Source organism: Kribbella sp. NPDC050124, assembly GCF_044460355.1.
In the GTDB taxonomy this organism is placed as follows: domain Bacteria; phylum Actinomycetota; class Actinomycetes; order Propionibacteriales; family Kribbellaceae; genus Kribbella.
The window spans coordinates 181,202-197,219 of the sequence record NZ_JBITJU010000002.1; the positions used below are offsets into that span (position 1 = coordinate 181,202).

A 16,018-nucleotide genomic window follows, 5' to 3' on the forward strand; every position below is an offset into this window, starting at 1 on the left:
TCACTTCCGGTAGAGCTCGACCAACGGGCATTGGAAGGGATCGCGGGCCCGCAGCCCGACGTTGTTCAGGTAGTCCACGACGATCCGGTACGACGTGAACAGCCCGACCTCGGTGTACGTGATGTCATGCCGCGCGCAGTACTCGCGGACGATCGGCCGGACCAGCTTGAGGGTCGGCCGGGGCATGCTCGGGAACAGGTGATGCTCGATCTGGTAGTTCAGCCCGCCCATCGCGAAGTCGACCAGCACCCCGCCACGGATGTTGCGCGACATCAGCACCTGGCGGCGCAGGAAGTCGAGCTTCATCGTGGCCGGCACCAGCGGCATGCCCTTGTGGTTCGGCGCGAACGAAGCACCCAGCCAGATCCCGAACACTGCCAGCTGGATGCCGAGGAACGCGCTGGCCTTGCCGACCGGTAGCAGGAGGTACAGCGCGGCGACGTACCCGCCGATCCTCGACACCACGACCGCAGCTTCGACGCGCTCGAGCCGGGTCGCGCCGCGGCGGAGCAGGTGCCGCAGACTCGACACGTGCAGGCCGACCCCCTCCAGCGTCAGGAGCGGGAAGAAGAGCCAGCCCTGCCGGGCGGCGATCCACCGACCGGTCCGACCGCGCTTCGCGACGGCGTCGGGGTGGAACGCGATCACGTCGAGCTCGACGTCAGGGTCCTTGCCGACCTGGTTCGGCGCGTTGTGGTGCCGATTGTGCTTGTGGCGCCACCAGGTAGCACTCATGCCGGCGATCGGCCCGGCCAGGAAGCGCGCCGTCCAGTCGTTCCAGGCGGGGGAGTGAAAGATCTGCCGGTGGGCGCTGTCGTGACTGAGGAAGGCGACCTGCGTGAGCACCGCGGCCAATGCGCCGGCGAGCAGGAGCTGGTACCAGGAGTCGCCCAGCAGTACGACGCCTGCGCCGACGCCGGCCAGTGTGGTGAGCACGAGCCCTATCCGGGTGAAGTAGTAGCCCTTGCGGCGTCGGAGCAGGCCGAGCTCGCGGACAGTCCGCATGAGGTCTGTGTAGAGGCTGGTGTACTGCTGCTGCGTGCTTTGGGGGTGGGCGGCGAGCTGTGACATGGGTCTGCCCCGTCCTGGGAGGGTGCGCACAGCATCCGGCCGCCCCGCCACCGGGCCGTTAAGCCGGTCGGGCCCGCAGATGGCCCGTGGCCGTCGGCTCGGCAAAGCCGGCACCGGCGCCCTGGCTGATTTGGCGCCCAGTTCGCCCGGCTGTCACCTGGCCGTCATCGCGGCGGCGCACCTTCAGGTCATGAACTTGAGCCGCCGCCAGCTCCTGGCCGCATCCACCGTTGCCGGTGCGTCCCTCGCCGTACCTGGGGTAGCAACTGCGACGCCGAACCTCGTCCGCCGCGATCGGCCCGCGTTGCCGTCCGGGATCATGTCCGGTGACGTCACCGAGAACTCGGCCGTCGTCTGGTCTCGGACCGACCGCCAGGCCCGTCTCGTCGTCGACCTGACCAGCCACGGCCGGTTCGACCGGGCGATCCGGTTGCGCGGTCCGATCACCGGGCCCGACGACGACTTCACCGCGCAGCTCCCGCTGAAGGGCCTGCGCCCGGGCCAGCGGTACGACTACCGGATCGCGTTCGAGGACTCCAGCGGCCGCCGTGGCGAGTCGCTCGAGGGTTCGTTCAGTACGCCGGGACGCAACCGCGGACTGTCCTTCGTCTGGACCGGCGACACCGCGGGCCAGGGCTACGGCATCAACCCCGACCTCGGCGGCATGATCGCGTACCAGGCGATGCACGACACCCGGCCCGACTTCTTCCTGCACTCCGGCGACAACATCTACGCCGACGGCCCGATCGCGGCCGAGGTGAAGGTTGCCGACGGCACCATCTGGCGCAACGTGGTGACCGAGGAGGTCGCCAAGGTCGCCGAGACGCTGGCCGAGTACCGCGGCCGGTACAAGTACAACCTGCTCGACGAGCACGTCCGGGCCCTGTACGCCGACGTGCCGATCGTCAGCCAGTGGGACGACCACGAGACCGTCAACAACTGGTACCCGGGAGAGATTCTCACCGACGCGCGCTACACCGAGAAGCGGGTCGACGTCCTGGCGGCCCGGGCCCGGAAGGCGTTCCTGGAGTACCTCCCGATGGAGCACACGGCCGGTCGGGGCCGGATCTACCGCAAGGTGAGCTACGGCCCGCTGCTGGACATCTTCTGCCTGGACATGCGGACCTACCGCGACACCAACCCGAAGCCGGACGTGGCCGGCGAGGTCGCGATCCTCGGCGCGGAGCAGTCCGAGTGGCTGGTCCGCGAGGTCGCGAAGTCCAAGGCGACCTGGAAGGTGATCGCCAGCGACATGCCGATCGGCGTGCTGGTCCCGGACGGCACCGAGATCGAGGCGGTCGCGAACGGCCTGGCCGGCGCGCCGGGTGGTCGCGAGCACGAGATCGCCTGGATCCTGAGCCAGTTCAAGCGGCGCGAGATCCGCAACACGATCTGGCTGACCGCGGACGTGCACTACTGCGCGGCGCACCACTACGACCCGTCGCGGGCGTCCTTCACCGACTTCGACCCGTTCTGGGAACTGGTCGCCGGGCCGATCAACGCCGGCACGTTCGGGCCGAACGCGCTGGACCCGACGTTCGGGCCGAAGGTCGAGTTCGTGAAGGCGGCCGACTTCCCGAACCAGCCGCCGAGCGGCGGCAACCAGTTCTTCGGCCATGTCGACATCGACCCGCGCACCGGCGTGTTCACCGCCTCCCTGCGCGACCTCTACGGCAAGGTCCTCTGGTCCAAAGACATCAAACCCGCCCGATGAGACAGGCGGTGCAGAAGGGCCGCTGAGGCCCGTCGTGCTCACTGGCCCCGGCGCCTGTGCGGGATGCCGCCCACCGGGGCCGGTGGGTACGACGCTCAGCCCTTGAAGAACTCGAGTGCGAGGCGCGTGACCTCGTCAGGTTTGTCGTCCACGACGAAGTGGGACGCGCCGGCGACCTCGTGGATCCGCAGGTCGTCGACGTAAGGCTCGTAGCCGTGCAGGAATTCGGCCCGCACGTTCGGATCCTCGGCGCCGAGCAGTACCAGCGTCCGGGTGGTCAGCCGCTGGTCCTTGTACTTACCGCGAAGCATTCGCGTACCGACCGGCTGGATGAAGTGCCGGTACAGCGCGGACCCGGCGCGGGCGCGGGCCGGCTCGCGCAGTCGCTCGGTGAAGATCTCCAGGTCCTCGTCGCTGATCCCGTGGGAGACCGACGCCAACAGGTAGCGCGTCAGCCACGTCCGCAGCGCCCACGGACCGAGGCCCGGCACCGGCAGGATGAAGTTGAACCAGGCATGCCGTAGGAGGCTGCGCACCATCGCGCCGTCGAAGTCGATGTACGGCGGCGGGATCGCGATCGACACCTGGTCGCGGACACGGTCCGGATGTTCCAGGCACAGCAGATACGCCACGATCGCGGACCAGTCGTGCGCGATCAGGTGCACCTGGTCGAGGTCCAGCGCGTCCAGCAGCGCGAGTAGGTCGCCGAGCAACTGATCGGCGGTGTACCCGTCCGGCGGCGCGTCGGTCCAGCCGGCGCCGCGCAGGTCGGGGCAGATCACACGGTAGTGCTGAGCCATGGTGGGAATGACGTCACGCCACTCCCACCAGTGCTGCGTGAAACCGTGGAGCATCAGGACGGCGTCGCCGCTGCCGGCTTCGGTCACATGCATCCGGAGTCCAGGCAGCTCGACGTAGGTGTGGGTCACCCCATCGAGTGTCGGAAGCATGCCATCGACGCTACTACGAACGTAGTACAAAGTCACTACGTCTATAGTGACCGCATGACGCCAACTCGTGTTCGCGTCCTGGACGCCGCGGTCGAACTACTCGGCACCGAGGGTCTGCGCGCTCTCACCCACGCCCGCGTCGACGACAAGGCTGGCCTGCCGAAGGGCTCGACCTCGAACTACTTCCGCACCCGGGCGGCGTTGCTGTCCGGTGTGGTCGACTGGATCACCGAGAGCGAGGGGCAGGCGCTGAGCACAGCGTTCGCTCCGGCCACGGCCGAGGAGTTCGTCGACATCATGTGCGGACTGTTCGACTACCTCACCCGGGTCAACCGGGTACGCACCACCGCACGGCTGGTGCTGTTCCTGGAGGGCAGCCACGATCCAGCCATCCGGGCCGGATTGTCCCGCGGCCGGGAGGTGATGGAGAACATTGCCGTGACGGCACTGGCCGGCCTCGGCGCACCCGATCCGCTGGCCGCCGCCCGGGCGATCGCCGCCGCCTCGGAGGGCCTGATCCTGCACCGCATCGCACGGCACGACGACGTCGACCCCCGCCCCACCTTCGAACTGCTCTTGAAGGTTGCACTAGCCAGCTAGCTTTGTCCCCATGACCTACCCGGAGACCCGGCGCGACGACGTCGTCGAGACATTGCACGGGCGCCTGATCACCGATCCGTACCGCTGGCTGGAGGACCCCGACGCACCCGGCACCCGGGACTGGGTCACTCGCCAGAACGCGTTCACCGAGGCCCAGCTGTCGAGCTATCCGGAGCGGGCGTGGTTCCAGGCCACGATGTCCGCGATCCTGGCCCGGCCGCGGGCCGGCGTCCCGGTGAAGAAGTCCGGCTGGTACTTCGTCGGCCGCAACGACGGCACCCAGGCGCAGGACGTCGTGTACGTCGCGGACACGCTTGAGGATCTCGTCGACGGCGGCCGGGTGCTCATCGACCCGAACACGCTGTCTGCCGAGGGCACGGACTCGCTGGGCACCTTCACGGTCAGCCCGGACGGCAAGTACTTCGCGTACGGCATCAACGAGAGCGGCAGCGACTGGACGACGTTCCGGCTGCTCGACATCGCCACCGGCACACCGGTCGACGACGTGGTGACGGAGGCCAAGTTCTGCGAGGCCACGTGGTTGCCGGACAGTTCGGCGTACCTCTATCTGCACTACCCGGCCAGCGGTCGCAGCGAGGGCACCGAGACGAAGTCGCTGTCCGGTGGCCGGTTGATGCTGCACCGGGTCGGTACGCCGCAGTCGTCGGACGCACTCGTGCTGGACTTCCCGGACAACGACCGCATCTTCATCACGCCCGAGGTGTCCGAGGACGACCGGTATCTCATCGTCCACATCAGCGAAGGCACCGACCCGGCGGCCCGGCTGTGGGTCTTCCCGATCACGTCCGACGGCGGCATCGGCGAGCCGATCAAGGTGGTCGACTACCTCGCGGACGAGATCGCGTTCGTGCGGATGTCCGGTGACCAGCTGGTCCTGCGCACCGATCGCGACGCACCCCGCGGTCGCGTCGTGCTCGCCTCCCTCGACGGGCAGTACACCGATCTGATCCCTCAGGGCGAGGGCACGCTGCAGGCGGTCCGCGGTACTGCGAGCGGTCTCGCGACGCTGACGCTGGTCGACGCGCAGCCCGTGCTCACCCTGTACGCGTTGGACGGCTCCGACGCCCGCGTCGTGGAGGCGCCGGGCGGGGGAGTGGTCGGGATGAACGCCTCCCCGGAGTACGACGAGCTGTTCGTCGGGCTGTCCACACCGACCGACCCGACCCTGTCGTACGTCGTGTCGGCCTCGACCGGCGCCGTACGCGCGCTGCCCGAGCTCGTCCGCGGGTCGGGCGGCTTCACCTCGCCGACGATTACCGTCGAGCGCCGGATCGAGCCCGGTCGCGAGGTGCCGTACTTCCTGATCAGCCGCGCCGACCTGGACTACTCGTCACCACGCCCGACCCTGCTCTACGGGTACGGCGGCTTCCGCATCCCGATCCTGGCCGAGTACAGGCCGGGCTGGCCGGCGTGGCTGGCCGCCGGCGGAGTCCTGGTGATCGCGAACCTGCGCGGCGGCGGCGAGTACGGCAGCGCCTGGCACGAAGCGGGCCGCCTCAAGAACAAGCAGAACGTCTTCGACGACTTCATCGCCGTCGCCGAGCACCTGCGCGACACCGGCGTGACCACGTCCGAGCAGCTCGCCATCCACGGGCGCAGCAACGGCGGTCTGCTGGTCGGAGCCGCGCTGACGCAGCGGCCCGACCTGTTCGCGGTCGCGCTGCCGGGCGTCGGCGTACTCGACATGCTGAGGTTCCACCTGTTCACGGTGGGGGCCGCCTGGACGTCCGACTTCGGGCATCCGGGCAACCAGGAGCAGTTCGAGGACCTGCTGGCGTACTCGCCGCTGCACCGAGTGCAGGAGGGGACGGCATACCCGGCCACGCTCGTGGTCACCGGTGACCACGACGACCGGGTGGTGCCGCTGCACAGTCACAAGTTCATCGCCGCGTTGCAGCATGCCCAGTCCTCGGCCGAACCTGTCTTGACCAGGGTCGAGGTCAACACCGGTCACGGCTTCGGGAAACCCGCCGCGATGGTCGCGTCGGAATGGGCGGACCTACTGGCGTTCGCTGCTCACCACGTAGGCCTTGTTCCTCCTGAGCAGTAGGCGGGCTGCATCACCAGATGCGAGGCGCTTGCAGGTCGCGGGGGTCGTCGGTGGGCTGACAGCCGTGCGCGGACTCCTCGTACTCCGACCGCGGTCCGCTGGTGGCCAGCGTCCGTACGGCGTTGACGAGTCGGTCCACGTGCTCACGCGTCGTCCCGAGGCCGAGGCTCGCGCGGACCGCCGTACCGTGCTCGGGGGAGTCGGCCAGCAGGTGTCCGACGAGCGGGTGCGCACAGAACTTGCCGTCGCGGACGCCGATGCCGTACTCGGCGCTCAGCGCCGCGGAGACCAGCGTCGAGGTCAGGCCGGCGACGGTGAAACACACCGTGCCGACGCGGTCCGCGTCCTGGCCGAAGATCGAGTACGTCGTGACGCCCGGAATCTGCGCGAGACCGGTCCGGAGCCGGGCGAGCAGGCTGCGCTCGTGCTGCTCGATGGCGTCGCGGTGCTTGCTGATCGCCGCACAGGCCGAGGCCAGCGCGATCGCGCCGATGACGTTGGGGGAGCCGCCCTCATGCCGCGCCGGACCGGTCGCCCAGACCACGAGGTCTTCGGTGACCGCGGTCGTCGCGCCGCCGCCGTACAGGTAAGGCTCGGCGGCGTCGAGCCAGTCGGAGCGGCCGATCAGAGCGCCGGCACCGTACGGGGCGTAGAGCTTGTGGCCGGACAGGGCGACCCAGTCGACGTCCAGCCTGGCGATGTCGACCGCGCGGTGCGGGGCGATCTGCGCGGCGTCCAGGCAGACGCGCGCACCGTGCGCCTTGGCGACGGCTGCGATCTCGGCGATCGGGAAGATCTCACCGGTGACGTTGGACGCACCGGTCACGACGACGAGCCGCGGGCCCTCGGGCGCGTTGCGGAGTGCGTCGGCGACGTTGGTGACGGCCTCACTCGGGCTCGCCGGCGCAGCCAGGCGCACGGTCCGCTCGGCCGGCCAGGGCAGCAGCGCGGCGTGGTGCTCGGACTCGAACACGATCACGGTCGCGTCCGCAGGGACAGCGTGGGCGAGCAGGTTCAGCGCGTCGGTCGTCTGCCGGGTGAAGATCACCTGGTCGTCCGTACGGGCACCGACGAAGGCGTGCACCTCGGCACGGGCCCGCTCGTACCACTGGGTCGTGATGCGCGAGGCGTAGCCGTTGCCGCGGTGCACCGACGCGTACGACGGCAGTGCCGCCTCGACGCTGGCGCGGACCGACTCCAGACACGGCGCGCTGGCGCCGTGGTCGAAGTTCGCGTAGTCGGTGACCCGGCCGTCGGCCAGCGGGACCAGGAGGTCCGAGCCGACCGTGGTGGGCATGGTGCCAGTGACGAGGCGGGCCACCGTCGGCCGCGGGGTCGTCGTACTGGCAGGCTCGAGGATGGAGAGAATCGACATGCTGCTGCTCCCAGGAAGTCCGCACTTGCCGAACGGGGTATCCGCACGGCCTGGTCTTCACCCGGGGCACCCCACCGCGGAGGAGGGTTGCCGGCCAGCGAGCCGGGGCTTGACGCTGGCGCTCATGACCTGCCGAAGACGGTAACGAACGGGCTACGGCTGACGCCAGCGCCTATCTCATGTGATGAGATAGGCGAACACATCGTGGACACCTTGGGGATCGCATGACTTGGAGAGCACCTGCCGTCGAACGACCGGCCGGCTCGTTGACCGCACCGGAGCGCTCGTTGCTCCAGGGCTACCTGGACTTCTACCGCACGACGCTGCTCTTCAAATGCGCCGGCCTGACGGCATCGCAGTTGGCCGAGCGGCCGTCGCCACCGTCGAACCTCTCGCTGCTCGGGCTGATCCGGCACCTGACCAAGGTCGAGCGGATCTGGTTCCGGATCCACTTCGCCGCCGACCCCGCCGAGCCGGTGTTTCCGCTGGAGCTCGGGAAGGACGCGGACTTCGAGCTCATCGATCCTGCCGACGCCGAGGCGGCGTACAACGGCCTGATCGAGGAGTGGAAGCTGTCCGACGAGGCTGCCGCCGGGCACTCGCTGGACGAGCGCTTCACCTTCAAGGACACCGAGTCGACGCTGCGGATGATCTACATCCACCTGATCGGCGAGTACGCCCGCCACTGCGGCCACGCCGACCTCGTCCGCGAACAGCTGGACGGCACCACCGGCGCCTAAGCCGCGGCTGTGCCCTTCACGCTTGCCCACCCGGGGGTACGTGGTGCTCTGGCACCTGTTCGGGTGGCGGCGCCGTGACGCTACGGATGGGGCGGCGTGATCGGCGTGTGACACGTGGGACTCGAGAGGTAATCGGGGTAGCCTGAGGTATATGGCGACCCGCACGTCTTCCCCGGCGCGGGCGCAGAAGTCGGCAGCCAACCGGCCGAGGACGGCGCGGTCGGCTGCTGGTGGACGCTCCCGTCCGTCAGGCGCCCAGAAGCGTGGGCAGAGCGCACAGAGTGCACGGAGCGCGAAGCGCGGCGGTGGATCCACCGCCGCGCGGACCAGCACGCCCAAAAGCAGCGGACCGGGCCCGTTCGCGGCCGCCATGCTCGCGCTCGGCCGCGGCTTCGTGAAGCTCTGGATCGGCATCGCGCACCTGCTCGGCGGCATGGTCCGCGGGATCGGCAACGGCGCCCGCGACCTCGACCCCGAGCATCGCCGCGACGGCGCCGGGCTGTTCCTGATCGGCCTGGGCGTCGTGGTGGCCGCTGCCATCTGGTGGGACCTGCCAGGTGCCGTCGGCAACGTCATCCGGACCGTCGTCAGCGGCAGCGTCGGCATGCTCGGCTGGGCCGTCCCGCTGATGCTGCTGTTCATCGCGCTGCGCACCATGCGCCACCCAGACCGCAACGGCCCGGCCGGCCGCCAGGTGATCGGCTGGACCACGTTCGCGCTCGGTGTGCTCGGCCTGATCCACATCGCCAACGGACTGCCCCGGCCCGGCAACCCGGCCGACGCCCCTATCAAGGAGGCCGGCGGCGCGATCGGGTACTTCATCTCCACGTTCCTGTCCGACCTGCTCACGCAGTACGTCGCCGCCCCGCTGCTGGTGCTGCTGTCGATCTTCGGCGCGCTGGTGATCACCGGGACGCCGGTCTACGCGATCCCACTCCGGGTCCGCGCGGCGTTCGACGTACTGATGGGACGTACGGCGCTGCCCGAGGACGCGCCGTCCGTTGTCGCGTCGACCGACGACACCGTCCGGCTGACCCGCAAGGAGCGCCGCGCCAAGGCGGCCTCCTCCGAAGACGAAGATGGCGAGCCTACGGTCAAGCCGTACGACTCGCCGGTGCTCGAAGGGCGCGAGCTCACCAAGCGCGGCCGGAAGTCGAAGGCCGCGCCGCCTGCTCCGGAGGGGGACGACGTCGACGCTGCGGCGGCCGCCGTACCTTCGCCGCCGCCGGTCGTTGCCTCGGGCAAGTCGTCGTCGGACGCGCCGCCGGAGCCGCCGCCGCATACGCCGCTGCCGGTGCGGGTCGAGCAGCTGAGCCTGTCCGGCGACATCACGTACACGCTGCCCGACGGCCAGATCCTCAAGCCCGGCTCGGTGCACAAGGCGCGGACCAAAGCGTCCGACCAGGTGGTCGACCGGCTCACCGAGGTGTTCGAGCAGTTCGGCATCGACGCCCAGGTCACCGGCTACACCCGCGGCCCGACCGTCACCCGGTACGAGGTCGAGCTCGGCTCCGCGGTCAAGGTCGAGAAGGTCACCGCGCTGTCGAAGAACATCGCCTACGCGGTGGCATCGGCCGACGTACGGATCCTGTCGCCGATCCCGGGCAAGTCCGCGATCGGCATCGAGATCCCGAACACCGACAAGGAGACCGTCAGCCTCGGCGACGTGGTCCGCAGCGCGACGGCCCGCAACGACCACCACCCGATGGTGGCCGGGCTCGGCAAGGACGTCGAGGGCGGCTTCGTGGTCGCGAACATGGCGAAGATGCCGCACCTGCTGGTCGCGGGTGCAACCGGTTCGGGCAAGTCGTCGTTCGTGAACTCGTTGATCACCTCGATCCTGATGCGTGCCACGCCGGACGAGGTGCGGATGATCCTGGTCGATCCCAAGCGGGTCGAGCTGAACAACTACGAGGGCATCCCGCACCTGATCACGCCGATCATCACCAACGCCAAGAAGGCCGCCGAGGCGCTGCAGTGGGTCGTCCGCGAGATGGACATGCGGTACGACGACCTCGCGGCGTTCGGGTTCCGGCACGTCGACGACTTCAACAAGGCGGTCCGCGGCGGCAAGGTGAAGCCGCCGCCGGGATCCGAGCGGGTACTCACGCCGTACCCGTACCTGCTGGTGATCGTCGACGAGCTCGCCGACCTGATGATGGTCGCGCCGCGGGACGTCGAGGACTCGATCGTCCGGATCACCCAGCTGGCGCGGGCGGCCGGTATCCACCTGGTGCTCGCCACGCAGCGGCCGTCGGTGGACGTCGTGACCGGTCTGATCAAGGCGAACGTGCCGTCGCGGCTGGCGTTCGCGACCTCGTCACTGGCCGACAGCCGGGTCATCCTCGACCAGCCGGGTGCGGAGAAGCTGGTCGGTCAAGGTGATGGCCTGTTCCTGCCGATGGGCGCGAGCAAGCCGATGCGTATCCAGGGGTCGTGGGTCGACGAGGCCGAGATCCGCGGGGTGGTCGAGCACTGCAAGACCCAGCTGGAGCCGACGTACCGCGAGGACGTCACCGCCGCGGCCGGGCCGAGCCGGGAGCTCGACGACGAGATCGGCGACGACATGGACCTGGTCGTCCAGGCGGCCGAGCTGATCGTCTCGACGCAGTTCGGCTCCACGTCGATGCTGCAGCGTAAACTCCGCGTCGGCTTCGCCAAGGCCGGCCGCCTGATGGACATCCTGGAAAGTCGAGGCGTCGTCGGCCCCAGCGAGGGTTCCAAAGCCCGCGACGTCCTCGTCAAACCCGACGACCTAGAGGACTTCATCACCACCCTCCGAGGAGAGTGACGTGCCCCACCGCACCCCCCTCACCCAGGTTCGGCTGACCGCAGACTCCGTCGGCTCGCCGTCGGTCTCGGCAAGCCGCACCGCCTCCGCCACGCGCCCGGCACCGGGCGCCACCACCGTGCCCGCACCGAGCCCCGCCAGCGGCAACACCACTGTGCCCGCCACGCCGCCCCGGCTCCACACCACCGCCTCGCGCTCAGTCGCGCTCCGCTCGGGCGGTTCCTCCACCAGCCGGGCGACCAGCCGGCTCGAGATCACAAGCACCGGTCCGGGCGTCTGCCCAGCCACGCCCCGGATCGGCACCGTTCACCTTCACCCGGTCGCGCAGCGGCCGGGTTGTGTTGGGCGAGGGATGTGACCATGACTGCTGCCAGTGCGCTGCCCAGGCAGGAACGCTTCGACCTCGACCCGGAGCCGGTGCCGTTCACCGTCCGCGCCTCCCAGAAGGTGCACGGCGGGATCGCCCTCGGCGCCCTCCTGGTCGCGATCGGCTTCGCCACCTCCGCGTCCAGCAGCCCGACCGGTGTACTGCGCTGGATCGCGGCCGCCGCGTTCGCCGTACTGGCCCTGGTCTGCGCGCGAGCGCTGACGGTCGGCGACATGCTCGTGGCCGACGACGTCGGCATCCGCCTGCGCATCCACAACGAGTGGATCGGAACCCGATGGGAGGACATCGAGGAGGTGACCGTGCTGAAGCGCCGGCACCCGCTGGACGACGGCCGGATCGCCGTCCACCTGCAGGATCCGGGCCCGATCCTGGGCGCGATGCCGAGTTCGACTCGCAAGACAACCGATGCGAACCGGCGGTTGACCGGCTCGTCACTCGCGGTACCGTTCGGGTTGACGGCTCGGCCGTCGGACGGGGACGTGGTACAGGCACTGCACATGCTGGCGGATGCCAGGTGTCCGGTCAGGGAACAACTCTGACTCGTCCGTGACCCCGTCGTAGGAAGGCCGTTGACTTGGTGTCGGCGGTCCAGCTGTCGGCGTTTCGGAGTCGACGGTCCGCTGAACAGTCGGGCGATGGAGAGGACGGTGGGGACGTGAGCATCGGCAGCGAGCTCACGGCGGCCCGCGAACGGGCCGACATGACGATCGAGCAGCTGAGCGCCGCAACGCGGATCAGAACGGGTTTGCTCGTCGCCATGGAGGCCGACGATTTCTCCCGCTGCGGCGGGAATTTCTACGCGCGCGGCCATATCCGCGCGATCGCCCGCGTGGTCAAGGCCGACCCGGCGCCACTGCTGGCGACCTTCGACGACGAGCACGCGGTCGAAGAGGACAAGTCCCGCCGCGAGGAACGCGCCGCCGTCAAGGGCCCGACCCTGCACCCGGCCCGCCCGCGCTGGGCGGTCGTGGTCGGCGCGATCCTGATCGGCCTGATGGGCTGGGGCATGGTCCGGCTGTTCACCGTGCCCAGCGACGTCGAGGCGAACGCCTCTAAGACCGCCACCTCGACCCCGGCCGTCACCACCGCGACCCCGAAGGCGACCCCGACGCCGACCGTCAAACCCACCAAGCGCAAGCCGACCAAGGCACCGGTCCCCACCAAGACCAAGCTCACGCTCACCGCGAAGGGCGACGGCTCCTACGTCACCGTCCGGGACAAGAAGGGCAAACGCCTCTTCCAGGGCCTCCTCGGCCCCGGCACCTCCCAGACCGTCACCACCACCGGCGACGTCCGCGTCTCAGTCGGCGTCCCCGCCAACCTCTCCATCACCGTCAACGGCCACACCCACTCCACAACGCTCTACCGCTTCGTAGCCCACCCCAACGGCACCCTCACCAAACCCGACTGACCACCCACCCGCCACCACCGCCGAGGGGCGCGCTCGCTCCAACCGCCGAGCGGCTCCCCCGTCCCGCCACCGAGCAGCGCCCCCGCCCCGCCGCCAATGACCGGCGCCCCCGACGCGTCCATCGCGAGTGGCGAGCGCCCCGCGTCGGCGCCTCCGCCGCTCCGCGGAGCCCCGCCCGCCGCTTCACCGTTTCGACTGCTGAGTGGGGCCTCGCCCCACCGCCTTCATCGGCTGGGGCAGCCTGGGGCGGACCGAGGCCGTTGGGCTGCGGGTTGGCGGCGGTGCCACCGTCAGCCGGGTTCGTGCGGGCGGGGGAGATGTGGTGGTGAGTTAGGTCGGGGGGTGCACGGCGCGTCATACTCGTGCTGATGACTACGCCTCCCACCACCGTCGCCCTGGTCACGCTGGGCTGTGCCCGCAACGATGTCGACTCCGAGGAACTGGCCGGCCGGCTCGAAGCCGGCGGATTCCAGCTGGTCGAGGACGCCGCCGAAGCGGACACCGTGGTGGTGAACACCTGCGGTTTCGTCGAAGCCGCCAAGAAGGACTCGGTCGACACCCTCCTCGCCGCTGCCGACTACAAGGAGGGCGGCCGCACCCAGGCCGTCGTCGCGGTCGGCTGCCTCGCCGAGCGGTACGGCGAACAACTCGCCGAGGCCCTCCCCGAAACCGACGCAGTCCTCAGCTTCGACGACTACGCCGACATCTCGGACCGCCTCCGCTCGATCCTGTCCGGCACCAAGCACCAGGCCCACGTACCTCGTGACCGCCGCAAACTCCTCCCACTGGCCCCCGCCGCCCGCGCATCAGCGACCGAGGTAGCCATCCCGGGCCACGGCGACCACATCCCCCAATCCCTCAAGGGCCGCACAACCCCCGCCACCCAGCCCGCGGCCCCCGCCGCCTCGCCGGGCGCAGCATCCGCCGCCACGGCAGGCGCAGCATCTGCTGGCACGCCAGGTGCAGCGCCCAGCGGTACGCCAGGCGCAGCGCCCACCGGTACGCCAGGTGTAGCGCCGGCCGGTGCGAATGTTGCGGCGGCTGCGCGAGTGCTAGGCGGTCCGTCGTCGGCGGGGCGTGAGCGCTCGGCGGACCTCGGATCGGACGCGGCCGAGCGCGGGCTTGAGTTGAAGATCGAGGCACCGGACCTCGAGGCTGCGCCGGCGAGCGGGCCTCGCGTGATGCGGCGGCGGCTCGATGGTGGACCGATGGCGCCGTTGAAGCTGGCGTCGGGGTGCGACCGGCGGTGCGCGTTCTGCGCGATCCCGATGTTCCGCGGCGCGTTCGTCTCGCGGCGGCCGACCGAGGTACTCGGCGAAGCCCACTGGCTCGCGGAGAACGGCGTACGCGAACTCTTCCTCGTCTCCGAGAACTCCACCTCGTACGGCAAGGACCTCGGCGATCTGCGGCTGCTCGAGACCTTGGTCGGCGAGATCGCCGAGGTGCCCGGCATAACCCGGGTGCGGGTCTCGTACCTGCAGCCCGCCGAGATGCGCCCGACGCTGGTCACTGCCATGACCTCTACGCCCGGCGTCGTCCCGTACTTCGATCTCTCCTTCCAGCACGCCTCGGGTCCGCTGCTGCGCCGCATGCGCCGCTTCGGTGACGCGGAGCGTTTCCTGGAGCTCATCGCCCAGGTCCGCGCGGCCGCACCGTCCGCGGGCATTCGCAGCAACGTGATCGTCGGCTTCCCGGGCGAGACCGAGGACGACGTCGACATCCTCTGCGACTTCCTTTCCCGCGCCGGCCTCGACGCGATCGGCGTGTTCGGCTACTCGGACGAGGACGGCACCGAGGCCGAGACGTACGACGGTAAGCTCGACGAGGACACCATCGCCGCTCGCCTCGACCGCGTCACCCGCCTCGCCGAAGACCTCACGTCGGCCCGTGCAGAATCCCGCATCGGCGAACTCGTCGAGGTCATCGTCGAGTCCGTCGACGCCGAATCGACCGCCGTGGCGAACGTCTCCGACCGCGCCTCTGAGGGGCGTGCCGGTGAGGGCCGGGCGGCTCATCAGGGGCCTGAGGTGGACGGGTCGACGTCGGTGACTGGCCTTCCGGATGGCGTGCGAGTTGGTGATCTTGTCACGGCGAAGGTGGTCGGAAGCGACGGGGTTGACCTGATCGCGGAGTTCGCGGCACTCGTGAACCCCCGGGACGGCCGTCCGGCAGCTAACCTGACCGCGTGACCAACCCGCCGTCGAACCCGGTGCCGCGCGCAGCCGGTCCACTCAGCGCGCCCAGCGCGTGGAATGTGGCCAACGCGCTCACGGTCCTGCGGCTGATCCTGGTCCCGCTGTTCGTCTGGTTGCTGCTGCGCGACGGCGGTACCGACGACGGCAACCGGCTGCTTGCCACCGCCGCGTTCGTGGTCGCGATCGTCACCGACCGGTTCGACGGCGACATCGCGCGCCGGTGGAACATGGTCACCAACTTCGGCAAGATCGCCGACCCGATCGCCGACAAGGCCCTGACCGGAGCCGCGTTCATCGGTCTGTCGATTCTCGGCGAGCTGCCGTGGTGGGTGACCGTGGTCGTGATGGTCCGCGAGTGGGGTGTGACCGCGCTGCGGTTCTGGGTGATCAGGCACGGCGTGATGCCGGCGAGTCGCGGCGGCAAACTGAAGACCGTCCTGCAGGCGATCGCGCTCGGCCTCTACCTCCTGCCTTGGCAGGACGTGGCAGTCCTGCACTGGACTGCAGTCGCCTTCATGGGCGCCGCCGTCCTCGTGACCATCGTCACCGGACTCGACTACGTCGGCCGGGCCCTGCGCCTCCGAGCCGCCGCCAAACGCCCCCTCCCGTAAACCGAGCGAGGCTGGACGGGGCAGCGGGTATGTCGGGGAGCCGTGGGAGCGGGCAGGCGGTTGTCGGGTGCCGTCGTCGGTGGTGAGCATGGGGAATCTGC

General features: G+C 69.8%; 13 protein-coding genes and 1 riboswitch. Of the genes, 9 read left to right on the plus strand and 4 right to left on the minus strand.

Annotation, left to right across the window (positions count from 1 at the left end; all coding sequences use genetic code 11):
• Positions 1 to 1,071 (minus strand): fatty acid desaturase family protein, encoded by a 1,071-nt coding sequence (locus ACIBL3_RS07750; RefSeq protein ID WP_396352476.1) that lies wholly within the window; start codon positions 1,069 to 1,071, stop codon positions 1 to 3.
• 190 nt (positions 1,072 to 1,261) lie between these two features.
• Here ACIBL3_RS07750 and ACIBL3_RS07755 point away from each other — a divergent pair, with 190 nt between their 5' ends.
• Positions 1,262 to 2,785 (plus strand): alkaline phosphatase D family protein, encoded by a 1,524-nt coding sequence (locus tag ACIBL3_RS07755; protein WP_396352477.1) that lies wholly within the window; start codon positions 1,262 to 1,264, stop codon positions 2,783 to 2,785.
• Positions 2,786 to 2,880: 95 nt separating this feature from the next.
• On the opposite strand, the gene ACIBL3_RS07760 is transcribed toward ACIBL3_RS07755, so the two are convergent.
• Positions 2,881 to 3,735 carry an alpha/beta fold hydrolase gene (locus ACIBL3_RS07760; RefSeq protein ID WP_396352478.1) on the minus strand — a complete coding sequence of 285 codons (855 nt, stop codon included), beginning with the start codon at positions 3,733 to 3,735 and terminating at the stop codon, positions 2,881 to 2,883.
• A 54-nt stretch (positions 3,736 to 3,789) separates the two neighbouring features.
• Between ACIBL3_RS07760 and ACIBL3_RS07765 the strand changes: the two genes are divergently transcribed.
• Positions 3,790 to 4,335, plus strand: a complete 546-nt coding sequence (locus ACIBL3_RS07765; RefSeq protein WP_396352479.1) for a TetR/AcrR family transcriptional regulator — start codon at positions 3,790 to 3,792, stop codon at positions 4,333 to 4,335.
• A 10-nt stretch (positions 4,336 to 4,345) separates the two neighbouring features.
• Positions 4,346 to 6,406: a prolyl oligopeptidase family protein gene (locus ACIBL3_RS07770; protein ID WP_396352480.1), complete on the plus strand. Its 2,061-nt coding sequence runs from the start codon at positions 4,346 to 4,348 to the stop codon at positions 6,404 to 6,406.
• 10 nt (positions 6,407 to 6,416) lie between these two features.
• Here ACIBL3_RS07770 and ACIBL3_RS07775 read toward each other — a convergent pair whose 3' ends face one another.
• Complete coding sequence (locus ACIBL3_RS07775; RefSeq protein WP_396352481.1) at positions 6,417 to 7,781, minus strand: aminotransferase class V-fold PLP-dependent enzyme; 1,365 nt, start codon at positions 7,779 to 7,781, stop codon at positions 6,417 to 6,419.
• 16 nt (positions 7,782 to 7,797) lie between these two features.
• Positions 7,798 to 7,911: riboswitch (SAM riboswitch) on the minus strand.
• A 94-nt stretch (positions 7,912 to 8,005) separates the two neighbouring features.
• On the opposite strand from ACIBL3_RS07775, the gene ACIBL3_RS07780 reads away from it, so the two are divergent.
• Entirely contained in the window at positions 8,006 to 8,521 is a 516-nt protein-coding gene (locus ACIBL3_RS07780; RefSeq protein ID WP_396352482.1) for a DinB family protein, read from the plus strand.
• Between the two features lie 151 nt (positions 8,522 to 8,672).
• A complete protein-coding gene (locus tag ACIBL3_RS07785; protein WP_396352483.1) occupies positions 8,673 to 11,312 on the plus strand; it encodes a DNA translocase FtsK 4TM domain-containing protein in 2,640 nt (879 codons plus the stop codon).
• On the opposite strand, the gene ACIBL3_RS07790 is transcribed toward ACIBL3_RS07785, so the two are convergent.
• Positions 11,277 to 11,615, minus strand: coding sequence for a hypothetical protein (locus ACIBL3_RS07790; RefSeq protein WP_396352484.1), 339 nt, complete (start codon positions 11,613 to 11,615; stop codon positions 11,277 to 11,279). The two genes, ACIBL3_RS07785 and ACIBL3_RS07790, sit on opposite strands and share 36 nt — an antisense overlap.
• A 57-nt stretch (positions 11,616 to 11,672) precedes the next feature.
• On the opposite strand from ACIBL3_RS07790, the gene ACIBL3_RS07795 reads away from it, so the two are divergent.
• The 4 genes from ACIBL3_RS07795 to pgsA all read left to right on the plus strand — a co-directional run bounded on the left by ACIBL3_RS07795 (position 11,673) and on the right by pgsA (position 15,917).
• Positions 11,673 to 12,239: a hypothetical protein gene (locus tag ACIBL3_RS07795; protein WP_396352485.1), complete on the plus strand. Its 567-nt coding sequence runs from the start codon at positions 11,673 to 11,675 to the stop codon at positions 12,237 to 12,239.
• 116 nt (positions 12,240 to 12,355) lie between these two features.
• Complete coding sequence (locus ACIBL3_RS07800; RefSeq protein ID WP_396352486.1) at positions 12,356 to 13,111, plus strand: helix-turn-helix domain-containing protein; 756 nt, start codon at positions 12,356 to 12,358, stop codon at positions 13,109 to 13,111.
• Positions 13,112 to 13,479: 368 nt separating this feature from the next.
• Entirely contained in the window at positions 13,480 to 15,300 is a 1,821-nt protein-coding gene (locus ACIBL3_RS07805) for a MiaB/RimO family radical SAM methylthiotransferase (RefSeq protein ID WP_396352487.1), read from the plus strand.
• A complete protein-coding gene (gene pgsA / locus ACIBL3_RS07810) occupies positions 15,297 to 15,917 on the plus strand; it encodes a CDP-diacylglycerol--glycerol-3-phosphate 3-phosphatidyltransferase (protein WP_396352488.1) in 621 nt (206 codons plus the stop codon). Before ACIBL3_RS07805 ends, pgsA begins: the two co-directional genes overlap by 4 nt.
• Positions 15,918 to 16,018: the final 101 nt, after the last annotated feature.

Bases quoted from the DNA above. Each gene is read 5' to 3' on its own strand.
- ACIBL3_RS07760 (WP_396352478.1), bottom strand. From the start codon at position 3,735: ATGCTTCCGACACTCGATGGGGTGACCCACACCTACGTCGAGCTGCCT.
- ACIBL3_RS07750 (WP_396352476.1), bottom strand. From the start codon at position 1,071: ATGTCACAGCTCGCCGCCCACCCCCAAAGCACGCAGCAGCAGTACACC.
- ACIBL3_RS07805 (WP_396352487.1), top strand. From the start codon at position 13,480: ATGACTACGCCTCCCACCACCGTCGCCCTGGTCACGCTGGGCTGTGCC.
- ACIBL3_RS07795 (WP_396352485.1), top strand. From the start codon at position 11,673: ATGACTGCTGCCAGTGCGCTGCCCAGGCAGGAACGCTTCGACCTCGAC.
- ACIBL3_RS07775 (WP_396352481.1), bottom strand. From the start codon at position 7,781: ATGTCGATTCTCTCCATCCTCGAGCCTGCCAGTACGACGACCCCGCGG.
- ACIBL3_RS07785 (WP_396352483.1), top strand. From the start codon at position 8,673: ATGGCGACCCGCACGTCTTCCCCGGCGCGGGCGCAGAAGTCGGCAGCC.
- ACIBL3_RS07780 (WP_396352482.1), top strand. From the start codon at position 8,006: ATGACTTGGAGAGCACCTGCCGTCGAACGACCGGCCGGCTCGTTGACC.
- ACIBL3_RS07765 (WP_396352479.1), top strand. From the start codon at position 3,790: ATGACGCCAACTCGTGTTCGCGTCCTGGACGCCGCGGTCGAACTACTC.
- ACIBL3_RS07755 (WP_396352477.1), top strand. From the start codon at position 1,262: ATGAACTTGAGCCGCCGCCAGCTCCTGGCCGCATCCACCGTTGCCGGT.
- ACIBL3_RS07770 (WP_396352480.1), top strand. From the start codon at position 4,346: ATGACCTACCCGGAGACCCGGCGCGACGACGTCGTCGAGACATTGCAC.